This window comes from Arthrobacter sp. GCM10027362, from assembly GCF_042679445.1.
GTDB lineage: Bacteria > Actinomycetota > Actinomycetes > Actinomycetales > Micrococcaceae > Crystallibacter.
Window position 1 is genome coordinate 14,494 of the sequence record NZ_JBHTML010000012.1, and the last position, 16,187, is coordinate 30,680.

At 67.8% G+C, this 16,187-nt stretch carries 14 protein-coding genes; 8 read left to right on the forward strand and 6 right to left on the reverse strand.

Going from position 1 to position 16,187, the window contains the following annotated elements; translation table 11 throughout:
• Positions 1–2: 2 nt before the first annotated feature.
• Positions 3–1,358, reverse strand: a complete 1,356-nt coding sequence (gene aroA / locus ACFQ36_RS03945; protein WP_377010851.1) for a 3-phosphoshikimate 1-carboxyvinyltransferase — start codon at positions 1,356–1,358, stop codon at positions 3–5.
• 5 nt (positions 1,359–1,363) lie between these two features.
• Positions 1,364–1,978, reverse strand: a complete 615-nt coding sequence (locus tag ACFQ36_RS03950; protein WP_377010853.1) for a DoxX family protein — start codon at positions 1,976–1,978, stop codon at positions 1,364–1,366.
• A 397-nt stretch (positions 1,979–2,375) separates the two neighbouring features.
• Here ACFQ36_RS03950 and ACFQ36_RS03955 point away from each other — a divergent pair, with 397 nt between their 5' ends.
• On the forward strand, positions 2,376–3,107 hold the full coding sequence (locus tag ACFQ36_RS03955) for a sigma-70 family RNA polymerase sigma factor (protein ID WP_377010854.1): 732 nt from the start codon (positions 2,376–2,378) through the stop codon (positions 3,105–3,107).
• Positions 3,104–3,367, forward strand: coding sequence for a mycothiol system anti-sigma-R factor (gene rsrA / locus ACFQ36_RS03960; protein WP_377010856.1), 264 nt, complete (start codon positions 3,104–3,106; stop codon positions 3,365–3,367). Before ACFQ36_RS03955 ends, rsrA begins: the two co-directional genes overlap by 4 nt.
• 87 nt (positions 3,368–3,454) lie before the next feature.
• Here rsrA and ACFQ36_RS03965 read toward each other — a convergent pair whose 3' ends face one another.
• The 3 genes from ACFQ36_RS03965 to ACFQ36_RS03975 all read right to left on the reverse strand — a co-directional run bounded on the left by ACFQ36_RS03965 (position 3,455) and on the right by ACFQ36_RS03975 (position 8,281).
• Positions 3,455–3,529 (reverse strand): 50S ribosomal protein bL37, encoded by a 75-nt coding sequence (locus ACFQ36_RS03965; RefSeq protein WP_369299106.1) that lies wholly within the window; start codon positions 3,527–3,529, stop codon positions 3,455–3,457.
• A 243-nt stretch (positions 3,530–3,772) separates the two neighbouring features.
• On the reverse strand, positions 3,773–4,372 hold the full coding sequence (locus tag ACFQ36_RS03970) for a GDSL-type esterase/lipase family protein (protein ID WP_377010858.1): 600 nt from the start codon (positions 4,370–4,372) through the stop codon (positions 3,773–3,775).
• Positions 4,373–4,468: 96 nt separating this feature from the next.
• Positions 4,469–8,281 (reverse strand): multifunctional oxoglutarate decarboxylase/oxoglutarate dehydrogenase thiamine pyrophosphate-binding subunit/dihydrolipoyllysine-residue succinyltransferase subunit, encoded by a 3,813-nt coding sequence (locus ACFQ36_RS03975; protein WP_377010860.1) that lies wholly within the window; start codon positions 8,279–8,281, stop codon positions 4,469–4,471.
• A gap of 271 nt (positions 8,282–8,552) precedes the next feature.
• Between ACFQ36_RS03975 and ACFQ36_RS03980 the strand changes: the two genes are divergently transcribed.
• The 6 genes from ACFQ36_RS03980 (at position 8,553) to ACFQ36_RS04005 (ending at position 15,734) form a co-directional block, all read left to right on the forward strand.
• Positions 8,553–10,007 carry a GuaB1 family IMP dehydrogenase-related protein gene (locus tag ACFQ36_RS03980; protein WP_377010862.1) on the forward strand — a complete coding sequence of 485 codons (1,455 nt, stop codon included), beginning with the start codon at positions 8,553–8,555 and terminating at the stop codon, positions 10,005–10,007.
• 403 nt (positions 10,008–10,410) lie between these two features.
• Complete coding sequence (locus ACFQ36_RS03985) at positions 10,411–11,745, forward strand: hemolysin family protein (protein ID WP_377010863.1); 1,335 nt, start codon at positions 10,411–10,413, stop codon at positions 11,743–11,745.
• Complete coding sequence (locus ACFQ36_RS03990; RefSeq protein WP_377010864.1) at positions 11,742–12,803, forward strand: hemolysin family protein; 1,062 nt, start codon at positions 11,742–11,744, stop codon at positions 12,801–12,803. The genes ACFQ36_RS03985 and ACFQ36_RS03990 overlap by 4 nt, the downstream gene beginning before the upstream one ends.
• A gap of 188 nt (positions 12,804–12,991) precedes the next feature.
• Entirely contained in the window at positions 12,992–14,008 is a 1,017-nt protein-coding gene (locus tag ACFQ36_RS03995; protein ID WP_377010866.1) for a metal ABC transporter solute-binding protein, Zn/Mn family, read from the forward strand.
• On the forward strand, positions 14,008–14,811 hold the full coding sequence (locus tag ACFQ36_RS04000; RefSeq protein WP_377010909.1) for a metal ABC transporter ATP-binding protein: 804 nt from the start codon (positions 14,008–14,010) through the stop codon (positions 14,809–14,811). The genes ACFQ36_RS03995 and ACFQ36_RS04000 overlap by 1 nt, the downstream gene beginning before the upstream one ends.
• A gap of 2 nt (positions 14,812–14,813) precedes the next feature.
• Entirely contained in the window at positions 14,814–15,734 is a 921-nt protein-coding gene (locus ACFQ36_RS04005) for a metal ABC transporter permease (RefSeq protein WP_377010868.1), read from the forward strand.
• Here ACFQ36_RS04005 and ACFQ36_RS04010 read toward each other — a convergent pair.
• Positions 15,703–16,158 (reverse strand): Fur family transcriptional regulator, encoded by a 456-nt coding sequence (locus ACFQ36_RS04010; RefSeq protein WP_377010870.1) that lies wholly within the window; start codon positions 16,156–16,158, stop codon positions 15,703–15,705. The genes ACFQ36_RS04005 and ACFQ36_RS04010 overlap by 32 nt on opposite strands.
• Positions 16,159–16,187 lie beyond the last annotated feature (29 nt).

A 16,187-nucleotide genomic window follows, 5' to 3' on the forward strand; every position in this document is an offset into this window, starting at 1 on the left:
GGTCAGCGCGCTCCGGCCGGCTTCGCGGCACCCCGCCTGGCTGTGAACATGCCCTGCCAGAGTTCAGGGAACTCGGGCATGGTCTTCGACGTCGTGCCGATGTCCTCGATCTGGACCCCTTGGACGGCGAGGCCGATGATCGCCCCGGCCGTGGCCATCCGGTGGTCCGCATAGGAGTGGAAGACACCGGCGTGCAGCGGCCGTGGCCGGATGATGAGCCCGTCCTCGGTTTCCTCGGCATCCCCGCCGAGCCGGTTGATCTCGGTCACCAGCGCAGCCAGCCGGTCCGTCTCGTGGCCGCGCAGGTGGGCAATGCCGGTGAGCCGGGACTCGGAACCGGCCAGCGCGCACAGCGCCGCCACGGTGGGGGCCAGCTCGCTGGTGTCCGCCAGCTCCGCGCCGTGGATTTCCGGGCCTCCGGTGACGGTCAGCGTGCCGTCGTTGTACTCCACACTGGCCCCGAGCCGGGGCAGGATGGTGCGCCACTGGTCGCCCACCTGCGTGGTTTCGGCCGGCCAGTCGGGGATCCGCACGGTGCCCCCGGTGGCCAGGGCCGCAGCCAGGAACGGGCCGGCGTTGGAAAGGTCCTGCTCGATCCGCAGGTCGAAGGCCCGCACCGGGCCGGGGGAGACGATCCAGTGGTTTGCAGTGGAATCATCCACCGCAACGCCCAGGCCGCGCAGCACCTGCACGGTCATGGCAATATGGTCCAGGCTCGGTACCGGGGGACCCGAATGCTCCAGATGCAGCCCCTGGCTGAACCGGGCTCCGGCCAGCAGCAGGGCGGAGACAAACTGCGAGGAGGAGCTGGCATCGATTACCAAATGGCCACCGTCCACGCCGCCAGCGGCGGCGATGGTGAACGGCAGGGCGGATCGCCCGCCGTCGTCGACGGCGATGCCCAGGCCGCGCAGGCCGGAGATAATGGGGCCCATCGGGCGGTTGCGCGCAGGTGGATCCCCGTCGAAGACGATGCTTCCGCTGCACAGCGCCGCCAGCGGCGGCACGAAGCGCATCACGGTCCCGGCCAGGCCGCAGTCGACGGCCACCCGGCCCAGCTGCCGGCCGGGCTCGATGGGGGTCACGACCAGGTCCGGCCCGAACAGTCCGTCCCCCTCGACCTCCTCGACGCCGGCGCCCAGGGCCCGCAGCGCACCGACCATCAGCGCCGAGTCCCGCGAATGCAGGGGTGAGCGCAGCCGCGAGGGCCCGTCCGCCAGCGCGGCGAGGACCAGGTACCGGTTGGTCAGGGATTTCGACGCCGGCACCCTCACCGTGGCGTCCAACGGGGCGGTGGCATAGGGCGCCGGCCAGTAGGTGGCGTGCGGTGGGGCAGGGGTGGTGGCAGGACCAGTCATGAAGCTCAGGAGCCCGTCACCGCAGCGGTGGTCTTTGCCGCTGCCATCGACGCCGTCTTCTGCATGGACTGTGCGGTCTTGCCCATGGTCTTCGCGGACTTGCCCACTGTCTTGGCGGTCTTGTCCACCGTCCTGCCGGTGCTCTTGCTCAGCGACCGCAGGTTCCTGCGGGCATCTTCAGCCAGGTGTCCGGCGCGCCAGGCGAGGCTGGGCGCTCCGGCGGTGTCCACGGCCGCCAGCAGGGCGGCGCCGGCCAGCCCCAGGTTCTTCAGCAGCTGGCTGCGGCGCAACCGGCGTCCCTCGGGGGTGGCGGCATCGGTGTTCTTGAATTCCACCAGGGCATTGATGGCGGCCATCTTGGCCAGGACCAAGGCGGCTATGCGGGGGAACTTCCCTGCTGCCAGCATTGTTCCGGCGCCCACTTGGACGGCGCCGATGGTGCGGGCCACGATCATTTCCTTGTTTGTCATAACCGAGGCCTGCGGCACCATGGAACCGGCGCGCTGCAGAACCGGGCGCAGCTGGTCCGCGGTTTCCCGGGCGTTGCGCAGCTGGTCTGCGCCCGAGGCTACGAAGGTGGCTGCAAGGAGCGGGCGGGCGAGACGACGGACAACTGTCATAGGTGCCTCCTGGCTATGCTGTCGGTGCGGACCGGCAGGGCAAAGTTCACGGAATACAACAACTGATACGGACTGGTGCAGGTCGGCGCCGTGGTGCGGGTGGCGCTGGTCTCTAGTTTGGCACTTTAACCGGCGGGGCACACCTCTGCACGCGTGGGGCGGGCCGGGCCTCTGGTCGGGAATAGAGCCGGACCGGGGACCGTTGCGCCTAAGAGCAGGAAGCTTCACAGCCGGTACCTGATGGTTGGTGCTGTACGGGCTTTGTGCGGTGTGGAAAGTCATGGAGTCAGGAAAGCCGGGAAGGGGAGGCCCTGTGCCAACAGCGACCACCGAACCGATCAGCGGCGTTCCGGCGCCGTGGCCGGACGGGCGGGTGCCAAGCGTAGACTTGGAGCCAATGACTACCGACAACTCCGAGGCCGAGGTCATGGCCGAAAAGCAGCAGCTTGCCGCCGCCGGGGCATCCGACGACTCGATCGACGGGGCAGCTGGCAACGAACCCGCGGGGGCAGCCGAAGAAACACCCGAGGAACGGGTCGCCCGCTTCGAGCGCGATGCCATGCAGTACGTGGACCAGCTGTACTCGGCGGCCATGCGCATGGCGCGCAATCCGAGCGACGCGGAGGACCTGGTCCAGGAGGCCTATGCCAAGGCCTTTTCCGCTTTCCACCAGTACAAGCCCGGAACCAACCTCAAGGCCTGGCTGTACCGCATCCTGACCAATACCTACATCAACCTGTACCGCAAGCGGCAGCGCGAGCCGCTGCAGTCCAACACGGACCAGGTCGAGGACTGGCAGATGTACCAGGCCGCGTCGCACACGCCCACAGGGCTTCGTTCGGCCGAGGCCGAAGCCTTGGACCATCTGCCGGACTCGGACGTGAAGGATGCGCTGCAGGCCATTCCGGAAGAATTTAGGCTGGCCGTCTACTTCTCCGACGTAGAGGGCTTTGCCTACAAGGAAATCTCGGAAATCATGAACACCCCCATCGGTACGGTGATGTCCCGTCTGCACCGCGGGCGCAAGATGCTGCGTGAGCTGCTTGCGGACTACGCGGCCGAACGCGGCATCCGGAGGCCGGAGACATCGGATACCACCACCGTGACACAACAGGAGAGCGGCAAATGAGCGACTGCCAGGGCATGGGCGATTGCGATGACGAACGCATGAGGCGCATCTATGAGTACGTTGACGGCGTGCTCTCGCGCGAGGACGTTGAGGAAATCCAGGCGCACCTGGACAGCTGTCCCGACTGTGCCAGGGAATACAGTCTGGAATGCCTGATCCGCACCGTAGTGAAACGCTCGTGCCGGGAAGCGGCACCGGAGAACCTCAAGGAGCGGATCTTGGCCCGGATCAGCCACGCGGAGACGCTCAACGCCGTTTGAGCGTGTCCACGCGATGACGAAAGAACCCCCGTCGGCGCATCGCCGCGGGGGTTCTTTCAGTGTCCGTAAGCCGGGGAACCGGCCGGCTCAGGTGTTGGGGCGCTTGCCGTGGTTTGCGCCGCCGCGCTTGCGGTCACGGCGCTTGCGTGCACGCTTGCTCATTGCTGCCTCCTTATGTGGCTGTAAAAGAACCGCCAATCAGTCTCCCACACCCTTGGCCGCCGCACCTAAACAGTGACGGCGAGGGCCCCGGCGTGGCGCGTCAGCGACACGGTGGGAGCGCCCCTAGAGTGGGGCGCGAGGGCCCCGGCGTGGCGCGTCAGCGACACGGTGGGAGCGCCCCTAGAGTGGGGCGCGAGGGCCCCGGCGTGGCGCGTCAGCGACACGGTGGGAGCGCCCCAATCTCTACGCCGGTTCGGACAGGTCCAGCCACTGGTACCAGCCGCGGTGCAGCACCAGCCAGGCGATCAGGCCGTAGCCGGCCTGGCCGGGCCCACCGCCGTTGGCAGCCAGGTCCGTGCGCCACTGCCCGTGGTTGAGCAGCGGCGTGAAGGTGTCGACGTAGACGTGCTTGCGCCGGGTGGTCACGTCACCGAAGGCAGCCGAAAGTTCGGCCAGGCGCAGGTTCCGTTCCGGGTCCAGCCCCGGGGGCGGGCCCACCACGAACACCTTGATGTTCAGCTGCGAGGCACCGTCCAGGATATTGGCCAGGTTCAGCCGGCTGCGCGCGGTGGTCAGGCCCAGGTCCAGGTCCCGGCTGGAAAGCCCTATCACCAGCCGGTTCTCGTGACCGTCGTCGAAGCGGCGGCCGGCCTCCTGCAGCCAGCGCCCGGCCAGCTCCTCGGTGCCTTCGTTAGGGGAGGCCAGCGTGAAGGAGACCAGGGAGGCCGGGGCGGGATTGGTCCGGGCCAGGGCCCGGCCCAGCCAGCCCAGTGCGCGGGGATCGCCCGCGCCGGCCAGCAGTTCGTCACCGACGGCGGCAATCCTGATTCTGCGTTGCTCCACAAGTTGCTTTCTGGTCGATACCCGGTATGGCAGTGGGTGCAAATGGTTAAAAGAAAAATGGGTGGGGCGCCGCTGGCACCCCACCCACCATCTTACCTACCGGCGCTCGAAAGCCTTCTTGACCAGTATGTCCTGTTCAACGGCATGCCGCTTGGCGGAACCGGTGGAGGTGGCCGCCGACGCCGGCCGCGCGACCAGGCGCAGGCCCTTGTCCAGGTGCTGCGGCAGGTGCAGGCCGATGAACGGCCACGGGCCCTGGTTGGCCGGCTCGTCCTGTGCCCAGACGCATTCGGCGTTCGGGTACTTGGCCAGCTCCGCCTTGATCTCGTCGACCGGCAGCGGGTAGAGCTGCTCGACCCGCACCAGCGCCGTGCGGGTGTCGTCGTTCTTCCGGCGGGCGGCCAGCAGGTCGTAGTACAGCCGGCCGGAAACCAGGACCACGCGGTCCACTTCGGCGGCGTTGAGCATCTCGGTTTCCGGCAGCACCGGACGGAAGCCGCCCTGCGTGAACTCCTCCACCGAGGAGGCCGCCGCCTTCAGGCGCAGCAGCTGCTTCGGCGTGAAGATGATCAGCGGCTTGCTCGGCCGGCTAAAGGCCTGGCGGCGCAGCAGGTGGAAGTGCGAGGCCGGGGTGGTGGGGTTGGCCACCACCATGTTGTCCTCGGCACACAGCTGCAGGAAACGTTCGATCCGGGCCGAGGAGTGGTCCGGGCCCTGGCCCTCGTAGCCATGCGGCAGCAGCATGACCAGCGAGGAGCGCTGGCCCCACTTCTGTTCCGCGGAGGAAATGAACTCGTCGATGACGGTCTGCGCGCCGTTGACGAAGTCGCCGAACTGGGCTTCCCAGAGCACCAGGGCGTCCGGGCGCTCCACCGAATAGCCGTACTCGAAGCCGAGGGCGGCGTATTCGGACAGCAGCGAGTCGTAGATCCACAGCTTGGCCTGGTCCGGGGTGAGGTGGGCCAGCGGCGTCCATTCGGCGCCGGTGGCGCGGTCGTGGAAGACCGCGTGGCGCTGGACGAAGGTGCCGCGGCGGGAATCCTGCCCGGCGAGGCGGACCGGGACGCCTTCCATCAGCAGGGAGCCGAAGGCTGCGATTTCGCCGAAGCCCCAGTCGATACCGCCCTCGCGGGACATCTGCTCGCGCTTTTCCAGCAGGGCCTTGAGCTTCGGGTGCACGGTGAAGCCCTCGGGAAGGTTGACGTGCGCCTTGCCGATGTAGGCCAGGGTGTCGGCGCTGATCGCGGTGCTGCTGGGGACGTGTGCCTTGTCTTCCTGCTGCTGGGACAGCGGACGTTCGAGGTCGCTCACGGCCGCGGCGTCCTTGGTCACGATCGGGATCGGCGAGGTCTGGGCGGCATGGGTTTCGGCGAACACCCGTTCCAGCCGCTCCTGGTAGTCGCGCAGCGCCTGGTCCGCTTCATCCTGCGTGATGTCGCCGCGGCCCACCAAGGCCTCGGTGTACAGCTTGCGGGTGGAGCGCTTGGCCTCGATCAGGTTGTACATCATCGGCTGGGTCATCGAGGGGTCGTCGCCCTCGTTATGGCCGCGGCGGCGGTAGCACACCAGGTCGATGACGACGTCCTTGTGGAACCGCTGCCGGTACTCGTAGGCAAGCTGGGCCACGCGGACCACTGCCTCCGGGTCGTCGCCGTTCACGTGGAAGACCGGGGACTGGATCATCTTCGCCACGTCGGTGGAGTACACCGAGGAGCGCGAGGACTGCGGCGAGGTGGTGAAGCCGATCTGATTGTTCACCACGACGTGGATGGTGCCGCCGGTGCGGTAGCCGCGCAGCTGGGACAGGTTCAGCGTCTCGGCCACCACGCCCTGGCCGGCGAAGGCCGCATCGCCGTGGATCATGATGGGCAGCACGGGGAAGGTGCCCCTGGCGCCCTGGTCCAAGCGGTCCTGCTTGGCGCGGACGATGCCCTCCAGCACCGGGTCCACGGCCTCGAGGTGGGACGGGTTCGCGGCGAGGTAGACCTTGGTCTCGTTGCCGTTGTCAGAGGTGAAGGAGCCTTCGGTGCCCAGGTGGTACTTGACGTCGCCGGAGCCCTGGACGCTGCGCGGGTCCTGGGTGCCTTCGAACTCGCGGAAGACCTGGGCGTAGGTCTTGCCGGCGATGTTGGTCAGCACGTTGAGGCGGCCGCGGTGCGCCATGCCGATGGCCACTTCGTCCAGTCCGTCGTCAGCGGCATCGGAAATGATGGCGTCCAGCAGCGGGATCAGGGACTCGCCGCCTTCCAGCGAGAAGCGCTTCTGGCCCACGAACTTGGTCTGCAGGAAGGTTTCGAAGGCCTCGGCCGCGTTCAGCTTGCCCAGGATCCGCAGCTGCTCTTCGCGGCTGGGCTTGGCGTAGTGGCGCTCCAGCTCGTCCTGGAACCACTTGCGCTCGGCCGGGTCCTGGATGTGCATGTATTCGACGCCGATGGTGCGGCAGTAGGCATCGCGCAGCACCCCGAGGATGTCGCGCAGCTTCAGCCGCGGCTTGCCGCCGAAGCCGCCGGTCACCCATTCGCGGTCCAGGTCCCACAGGGTCAGGCCGTAGGTGAGGATGTCCAGGTCCGGGTGCTTGCGCTGGACGTACTCGAGCGGGTTAGTGTCCGCCATCAGGTGGCCGCGCACACGGTAGGCGTGAACCAGCTGCTGGATGCGGGCAATCTTGTTGACCTGCAGCTCGACGTCGACCTGGTTGTCCGCATGCCAGCGCACCGGCTCGTACGGGATGCGCAGCGCTTCGAAGATTTCGTCGTAGAAGCCCTGCTCGCCCAGCAGCAGGGATTCGACCAGGCGCAGGAACTCGCCGGAGCCTGCGCCCTGGATGACGCGGTGGTCGTAGGTGGAGGTGAGGGTGATGATCTTGCCCACGCCCTGCAGGGCCAGGGTCTTCTCGCTGGAACCGCGGAACTCGGCCGGGTACTCGAGGGCGCCGACGCCGATGATGGTGGCCTGGCCCTTGGACAGGCGCGGCACGGAGTGGACCGTGCCGATGCCGCCCGGGTTGGTCAGCGAGGCGGTGGTGCCGGCGTAGTCGTCGGCGGTCAGCTGGCCGGCGCGGGCGCGCTTGATCAGGTCCTCGTAGGTGTGCCAGAACTCCGAGAAGTTCATGGTCTCGGCCTTCTTGATGTTCGGCACGACAAGCAGGCGGGAACCGTCGGGCTTGGGCATGTCGATGGCGATGCCGAAGTTCACGTGGGCGGGCTGGACGGCCACGGGCTTGCCGTCCACCTCGTCATAGTGCACGTTCTGGCTGGGGAACTGGCCCAGCGCCTTGACCACGGCATAGCCGATCAGGTGGGTGAAGGACACCTTGCCGCCGCGGGCACGGGCCAGGTTGGAGTTGATGACCACGCGGTTGTCGATCAGCAGCTTCGCCGGGACGGCGCGGACCGTGGTCGCCGTCGGCACGCTCAGGCTCTGGTCCATGTTGGTGGCGATGGCCTTGGCCGGGCCGCGCAACACGGAGATGGTGTCCTCTTCGGTCTTCGCGCTGGGCGTGGACTTGGGAAGCTGGGCGGGGATGGGCGCGGCTTTCGGTGCGGTTGCCCGGGCGGGGGCCGGCTGGGCAGCCGGAGCGGCAGAGACCGAAACGGTTGTCGAGGTGTTCGGGGCGGGGGCCGGATCGGCCGGAATCCGGGTGGTCCCGGCGGCGGTGCCGTCGGCTGCCGGGGAAACGGCCGGCTTGATCACAGGCAGTGCCTTTGTGGTGGGACTGGGTTCGGCCGGGGCGGTGCTGGCCGGTGCGCCGTTGCCGGCCGGCGCATTCTCGGTAGCGGATTCGAAGATGCTCCACCACTTCCTGTCCACGGAATTCTTGTCCTGGAGGTACTGCTCGTAAATCTCATCGACGAGCCACTCGTTGCCGCCGAATTCCTCCGGGAGACGAAGGTTGGGATGCTCTGGCACTTTGTATACGCCTCTTCCATCAGTTGCCGCTTGCCCGTCCGATCGCACGCAGTGCCTGCGGATTCCCCGTTGCCTTGCCGCAGCCCCGCCGCAGAGTATGGCAGCCGCGGGCGCACGGATGCGCATGATCTGGACCTTTAGCCAGTCTAGTAACACATCTGGTGGTACGGCTAATTGCCCGATCAATCACTACGTATTCTTAGTAAGGGGTCCGGCCGGCCGGACCAACCGCCTTCAATGACGACAGCCCCGCCCAGTCCAGGAGCACAGTATGCGATTCCTCAACGAACCGTCCACGGACCTGACCTACGCGGATGTTTTCCTGGTCCCGTCCCGGTCCGAGGTGGTGTCCCGGCTGGACGTGGACCTGGCTCCGCAGGACGGGACCGGTGCCACGATTCCGGTGGTAGCGGCCAATATGACCGCGGTGACCGGCCGGAGGATGGTGGAGACGCTGTCTCGCCGCGGCGGGCTGGCGGTACTGCCGCAGGATGTGCCGGTGGAGGTGATTGCCGAAGTGGCCGCGTGGGTCAAGGCCCGGCACGCGGTCTACGAGACCCCGCTGCGGCTGCACCCGGAGAATACCGTGATCGACGCCCTGCACCTGATGGCCAAGCGGTCCCACGGCGCCGTGGTGCTCGTCGATGCGGACCAGCGCTGCCTGGGCGAGGTGCGGGCCCAGGACTGTGAAGGGGTTGACCGGTTCGCTTCGCTGGCTTCGGTGATGCGTCCGAACCTGCTGACCCTGCAGGCCTCGATGTTCGGGGCGGAGCTGGAACCGGCACTGCGCAAGGCCTTTGAACTGTTTGACGCCGCCGGCACGGCTTTTGCCCCGGTGGTGGACGACGATGGCGTGCTGCAGGGTGCGCTCACGCGCACCGGGGTGCTGCGCTCGACCATCTACCGTCCGGCGCTCGACGGGGGCGGGCGGCTGAAGGTCGCCGCTGCCGTCGGCATCAACGGGGATGTCCGGACCAAGGCTGCGGCGCTGCTGGCGGCCGGGGTGGACGTGCTGGTGGTGGACACCGCCCACGGTCACCAGGCCAAGATGTTCGAGACGCTGCGTGCGGTGCGCAGCCTGGATCCTGCCGTGCCGGTGGTTGCCGGCAATGTGGTCAGCGCCGCGGGTGTCCGCGACCTGGTCGGTGCGGGCGCGGACATCGTCAAGGTGGGTGTGGGTCCCGGGGCCATGTGTACCACCCGGATGATGACGGCGGTGGGCCGCCCCCAGTTTTCCGCGGTGCGCGAATGCGCGGAGGAAGCCCGGCGGCTGGGCGCGCACATCTGGGCCGACGGCGGCGTGCGGTATCCGCGCGACGTGGCCCTGGCGCTGGCCGCCGGTGCCAGTCAGGTCATGATCGGTTCCTGGTTTGCCGGCACCCACGAGAGCCCGGGGGATCTGCTCACTGACAGCAGCGGGCGCGAGTACAAGGAGAGCTTCGGCATGGCCTCGTCACGGGCGGTCCAGCAGCGCACCCGCAGCGAGGGTGCCTTCGAGCGGGCCCGCAAGGGCCTGTTCGAAGAGGGCATTTCCGCCTCCAGGATGTATCTTGACCCGGCCCGGCCCGGCGTCGAGGATCTGCTGGACCTGATCACTTCCGGCCTGCGCAGCTCCATGACCTATGCCGGTGCCGCGGATCTGGCCCAGTTCCGGGAACGTGCAGTGGTGGGCGTGCAGTCTGCTGCTGGCTATGAGGAAGGCCGGCCGGTGCCGCAGAGCTGGTAGAGGTTGGGGCGCTCCCGCAAGGTTTGGGTCGCGGGGCCCGCAGCGAGCGTGCGAGCTGCGGGCAGGCCCGAACCGGTCGGCTCCGCCGCCACGGCGGGGCCCTCGCGCCCCGCTCTAAGCGCTCCCGCAAGGCTCAGGCCGGCCCATCCGGCTGCTACGATTTAACGACAATGGACAGCTATTCTAGGCGCCGGTCCGTGATGTTTGCCCCGCCCGCTGCGGCATGCACCAGGGCAATCACACCCAGCACCGGCAGACCCCGCACACGTGCCCATCATTCGCTGCCCGCCGCCGGAGCGGCAGGACAGGAGCCTTCCAGTCCGGGTTCGGACGATCTTCCTCCGGACCGGCCTGAACATTTCCCACCGTACTTCCCGACCTGCAGTGCGGGAGGCGCCCGCTAATGGAATGGCTCCAACTCGCCGCCGGACTGCTCCTGATCCTGGGCACCGGCTTCTTCGTCGCCGTCGAGTTTGCCCTGGTGGCCCTGGACCAGCCCACCGTCCAGCGCGCCATTGACAACGGGGACAAGGGTGCGGTGCCGTTGATGCGGTGCCTGAAGTCCCTGTCCACCCAGCTGTCCAGCTGCCAGCTGGGCATCACCCTGACCACGTTGCTGACCGGTTTCCTGCTCGAACCGTCCATCAGTTCCCTGTTGCGCATGCCGCTGGCCGCCGCGGGTGTGCCTGAGGCGGTGCGCGAGCCCGCTGCCGTCGTTATCGCCATGACGTTGGCCACCTTGCTCTCCATGCTGATCGGCGAACTGGTCCCCAAGAACGCCTCCATCGCGCTGCCCATGGCCATCGGCAAGGCCGTGGCCCGCCCGCAGCTGGTTTTCACCGCGGTGTTCAAGCCCGCGATTGTGGTGCTCAATGGCTTTGCGAACAAGGTGCTGCACCTGTTCGGCCTCGAGGCCAAGGAAGAGCTCTCCGGTGCGCGCACCCCCTCCGAACTGGCCTCGCTGGTGCGCCGCTCGGCCGAGATGGGCACGCTGGACGCCGGTACGGCCAATTTCCTGTCCCGCACCCTCACCTTTTCCGGCCGCACGGCCGCCGACGTGATGACCCCGCGCATTCGGGTCGAATTCATCGACGCGGACCAGTCCGTGGCGGACCTGGTGGCGGTGGCGCGGCGGACCGGTTACTCGCGGTTCCCGATCCTGGGTGATTCGCCGGACGATGTGCGCGGCGTGGCCCACCTTAAGAAGGCCATCGCGGTGCCGCGCGAGAAGCGCGCCGAGCTCCCGGTGGCCGCCATCATGTCCGAGGTGCTCCGGGTGCCCGAAACCGTGCACCTGGACTCGCTGCTGGGTGAGCTGCGCGCCTCCAACCTGCAGTTCGCCGTCGTCCTGGACGAATACGGCGGCACCGCGGGGGTGGTCACGCTGGAGGACCTGGTCGAGGAAATCGTCGGCGAGGTCAAGGACGAGCACGACAGGGTCAAGCCCGGGGTGCTGCAGAGCGCCACCGGCAATTGGTACTTTCCGGGCCTGATGCGCCCGGACGAGGTCTCCGAGCAGATCCCGCTGCTGACAGTCCCGGACGAGGCCAGCTACGAGACCGTGGGCGGGTTCATCATGGCCGAGCTGGGCCGGATTGCCGCGGTGGGGGATATCGTCCCGGTCAAGGGCGGAGTGCTGGAGGTCGAACGCATGGACGGCCGGCGGGTCGACCGCGTGCGGTTCATTCCCGCGCCGCAGCCGGCCGGCAGCGAGGCCGACGAGGGGGGCGTGCGATGAATTCGGAAGCCGGTATTTTCTGGCTCGTCATCCTGCTGATTGGCAACGCATTCTTCGTCGGCGCCGAGTTCGCCATCATGTCGGCCCGCCGGAGCCAGATCGAGCCGCTGGCGGCCGCCGGTTCCCGGTCCGCGAAGATCACGCTGTGGGCCATGGAACACGTGTCCCTGATGCTCGCCTGCGCACAGCTGGGCATCACGGTCTGTTCGTTGCTGATCCTGAACGTGGCCGAGCCTGCCATCAAGCATTTGCTGCTGATGCCGCTGGAGCATTGGCTGGGGATTCCGCACGAGGTCTCCTACGGCATTTCCTTCCTGGTGGCGCTGCTGCTGGTCACGTTCCTGCATGTGACGCTGGGCGAGATGGTCCCGAAGAACATCTCGGTATCCACCGCCGACAAGGCGGCCCTGGTGCTGGCGCCGCCGCTGGTATATGCCTCGAAGGCGGTCCGGCCGGTGATCACTGTGCTCAACTGGTCCGCGAACCACGTCCTGCGCCTGATGGGCGTCGAACCCAAGGACGAGGTGACCTCCACCTTTACCCTGGAGGAAGTCCAGTCCATCGTGCAGGAGTCCACCCGGCACGGCCTGGTGGACGACGAGTCGGGCCTGATTTCCAGTTCACTGGAGTTCTCCGGCCAGACCGCGCGCAGGGTGATGGTCCCCCTCGAGGAGTTGGTGACCATTGACGTGGACGCCACCCCGGAGGAATTCGAGCGGTTGGTGCGCCGCACCGGCTTCTCGCGCTTTCCGGTGGCCGACGACGGCGCGAACCTTACCGGCTACCTGCACCTGAAGGACGTCATGACCATTCCGGAGGAGGGCTTCAGGCGCCCGATATCGGTGGGCAAGGTCCGCACCCTGGCCAACCTGGGGCCGGATGACGAGATCGAGGATGCGCTGGCCGTCATGCAGCGCACTGGATCGCATCTGGCCCGCGTGATCAGCCCCGAGGGGCGGACCTTGGGTGTGCTGTTCCTGGAGGATGTGCTGGAGGTGCTCGTGGGTGAAATCCGCGACGCCACCCAGGTCCAGGGCGAGCGCCGCCGCGGCGAATAGGCGCCGGCGGCTTTGCCGCCGCAGCGGGCCCTTCGCGCCTGCTCCCGCCCCCGATACGACAGGCCCGGGACTGCAGTCCCGGGCCTGTCGTATGCCATGCCGCCCCGCGAAATGCGAACGGTTCGCAATTGTCCTAGACTGGTCAAGGATTATCGTTACTTATTCTCATTAGACTGGATTGAGGTTCCATGCGGCGCTCCCGCCTCCCGTCCCTGCTTCCCGGGCTTTCCGGCCTTGCCGGCATCGCCGCGCTGTCCCTGGCCCTGGCCGGCTGCGGGCCGGCCGGCACCGATGCCGTGCCTGGCTCCGGCGAAGCGGACAGGGTCCGCATCGTTGCCTCCACCAACGTGTACGGGGACATTGCCGAGGTCATCGGCGGGGACGCGGTCCAGGTCACGTCCCTGATCGACTCGCCTGCCCAGGATCCGCACTCCTACGAGGCGACGGCACGGGACAAGCTCGCAGTCGGCGAGGCGGACCTGGTGATTGAAAACGGTGGAGGCTACGACCCGTTCCTGCACGCCCTGGCCGAGGACACGGGCAAGGACCACGATGCCATCATTACCGCCGCGGACCTGTTTGGTCCCGCGTCCGCCGGCAGTGCGGAAACCGGCGGCGCGGAGGCCTCCGGGCAGGCCCACGGCGAAGACCATGGTGCGGACCATGCCCATGGCGCCTTCAACGAGCATGTCTGGTACGACCTGGCCACCGTCGGCAAGGTCGCGGACGCGGTCGCGGCGAAACTGCAGCCCCTGAACCCGGACCACGCCGGCAGCTTCAAGCAGAATGCGGCAGCCTTCCACGCCGGGCTGGCCGGCCTCGAGGCGGACCGCGCGGCGCTGGCCAAGGAAGTTTCCGGCGAGGCGGTGGTCGCCACGGATCCGGTGCCGCTCCATCTGTTCGAGGCGCTGGGCCTGAAGAACCTCACGCCGGAGGACTTCTTGGAGGCGGCCGAAGAGGGCAGCGACGCCGCCCCGACGGCACTGAAGCAGACCGAGGACCTGGCCGCCTCCAAGGCGGTACGGTTCCTGGCCTACAATGAGCAGACCGAAGGCGCCCAGACCCGGCAGGTCCGCAGTGCCGCGGAAAAGGCGGGCACCCCCGTCGTCAATTTCTCCGAGACGCTGCCCGAAGGCATGCATTACCTGGACTGGATGAAGACCAACCTGGAAAACATCGCTGCGGCCGCCGGAAACGCCAAGTGATCACACCGGCCGCAAGCCTGAAGGACGCTTCGCTGTCCTTCGGCCACCGCGTGCTGTGGCACGGCCTGGACCTGCAAATCAATCCGGGGGAGTTCTTTGCCGTGCTGGGGCCCAACGGCTCCGGCAAGACGAGCCTGATGCGGGTACTGCTCGGGCTGCAGCCGCTGACCCACGGTACTGCCCAGATTAATGGCAGGCCGGTGGCCCGCGGCAGCAGGGACATCGGCTACATTCCGCAGCAGAAATCCTTCGCCCCCGGAACGCCGCTGCGCGCCCGGGACCTGGTGGGGTTGGGCCTGGACGGCCACCGCTGGGGGGTGCGGCTGGGGTCGCGCCGGTTCCGCCGCAGGGTGGACGAGCTGCTCGAGCAGGTCGGCGCCTCCTCTTATGCGGATGCGCCGGTCGGCCTGCTCTCCGGCGGCGAACAGCAGCGCCTGCGCGCCGCCCAGGCGCTGGCCGGGGACCCCAAGGTGCTGCTCTGCGACGAGCCGCTGCTGTCCCTGGACCTGCATCACCAGCAGGCCATCAGCTCGCTGATCAACCAACAGTGCCATGTCAAGGGCAGCGCCGTGGTCTTCGTGACGCATGAAATCAACCCGATCATCGACTATGTGGACCGCGTGCTCTACCTGGCCGGCGGACAGTTCCGTGTGGGTACACCGGAGGAAGTGATGACCACCGAGGTGCTCTCGGACATGTACAACAGCCACGTGGAAGTCATCCATACTGAGGGGCGGATTGTGGTGGTGGGGCTGCCGGATGCCACGACGCACCACCACGCGGAGCAGGGCGAGGACTTCTAGGCATGGATTTCAACGACTTTGTCAACGCAGTGTTCAATTTCCAGGACTATGACCAGCTGCTGCCGCTGGTGCGCAATTCGCTGATCGCCGGAGCCGTCCTGGGGCTGGTCGGCGGGATGGTCGGGGTGTTCGTGATGATGCGGGACCTCGCCTTCGCGGTCCACGGCATTGCCGAACTGTCCTTCGCCGGGGCGGCCTTCGCCCTGCTGATCGGGGCCAATGTGGTTTTCGGCTCGCTGGCCGGGTCCGTGGTGGCTGCCCTGATTATCGGCGTCCTGGGGACGCGCGCCCGGGACCGGAACTCCATCATTGGCGTGGTGATGCCCTTCGGGCTGGGCCTGGGCATCCTGTTCCTGTCCCTTTACCAAGGCCGCAGCGCCAACAAATTCGGCTTGCTTACGGGCCAGATCGTCTCGGTGGACACGGTCCAGCTGGGCCTGCTGACCGGCTGCTCGGTCTTCGTCATCCTGGCGCTGCTGGCCATCTGGCGCCCGCTCACCTTCGCCAGCGTGGATCCGGAGCTGGCCGAGGCCCGGGGGGTGCCGGTCGCCCGGCTCGGGATCGGTTTCATGTTCCTGCTGGGCCTGACCGTGGCGCTGTCCATCCAGGTGGTCGGCGCGTTGCTGGTGCTGGCGCTGGTGATCACACCCGCCGCCGCCGCGCTCCGGGTGGCCTCGTCCCCGCGCCTGGTGGTGCTGCTGAGCGTGGTCTTCGCCGTGACCTCGGTAGCGGGCGGCATCCTGCTGGCCCTGGGCGGGAGGATTCCGATCAGCCCGTACGTGACCACGATTTCATTCCTGATCTACCTGTCCTGCCGGTTCCTCGGCTGGCAGCGGCACAGGCGCGGCCTGGAGCGGAAGACCGCCGGCCGCCAGATGCCGGCGGTCAAGGTCACCGCCGGAGTGGGGCGCCCAAATCCTTGATGCTGCAGTCGGGGCAGAGCCCGAACATTTCCACCGTGTGGGCCACCTCGGTGAAACCGTGTTCCTCGGCGACGCGGGCGGCCCAGCGTTCCACCGCCGGCGCCTCGATCTCCACGGTCTTGCCGCAGCTGCGGCAGAGCAGGTGGTGGTGGTGGTGTTCAACGGCGCAGCGCCGGTAGACGGCCTCGCCGTCGCCGCTGCGCAGCACGTCCACCTGCCCGTCCTCGGCCATGGACTGCAGGATGCGGTAGGTGGTGGCCAGCGATACCGAGTCCCCGCGCTCGTGCAGCAGCCGGTAGAGCTCCTGCGTGCTGACGAAATCGTCCAGGCTGTCCAAGGCATTGCCCACGGCCAGCCGCTGGCGGGTCATCCGCTGTTCGGAGCCGCGGCGGGGGCTCCGGGACTGTGCGGACGGGACGGACATGCCTTCCAGACTACCAGCCGGGGATGCCC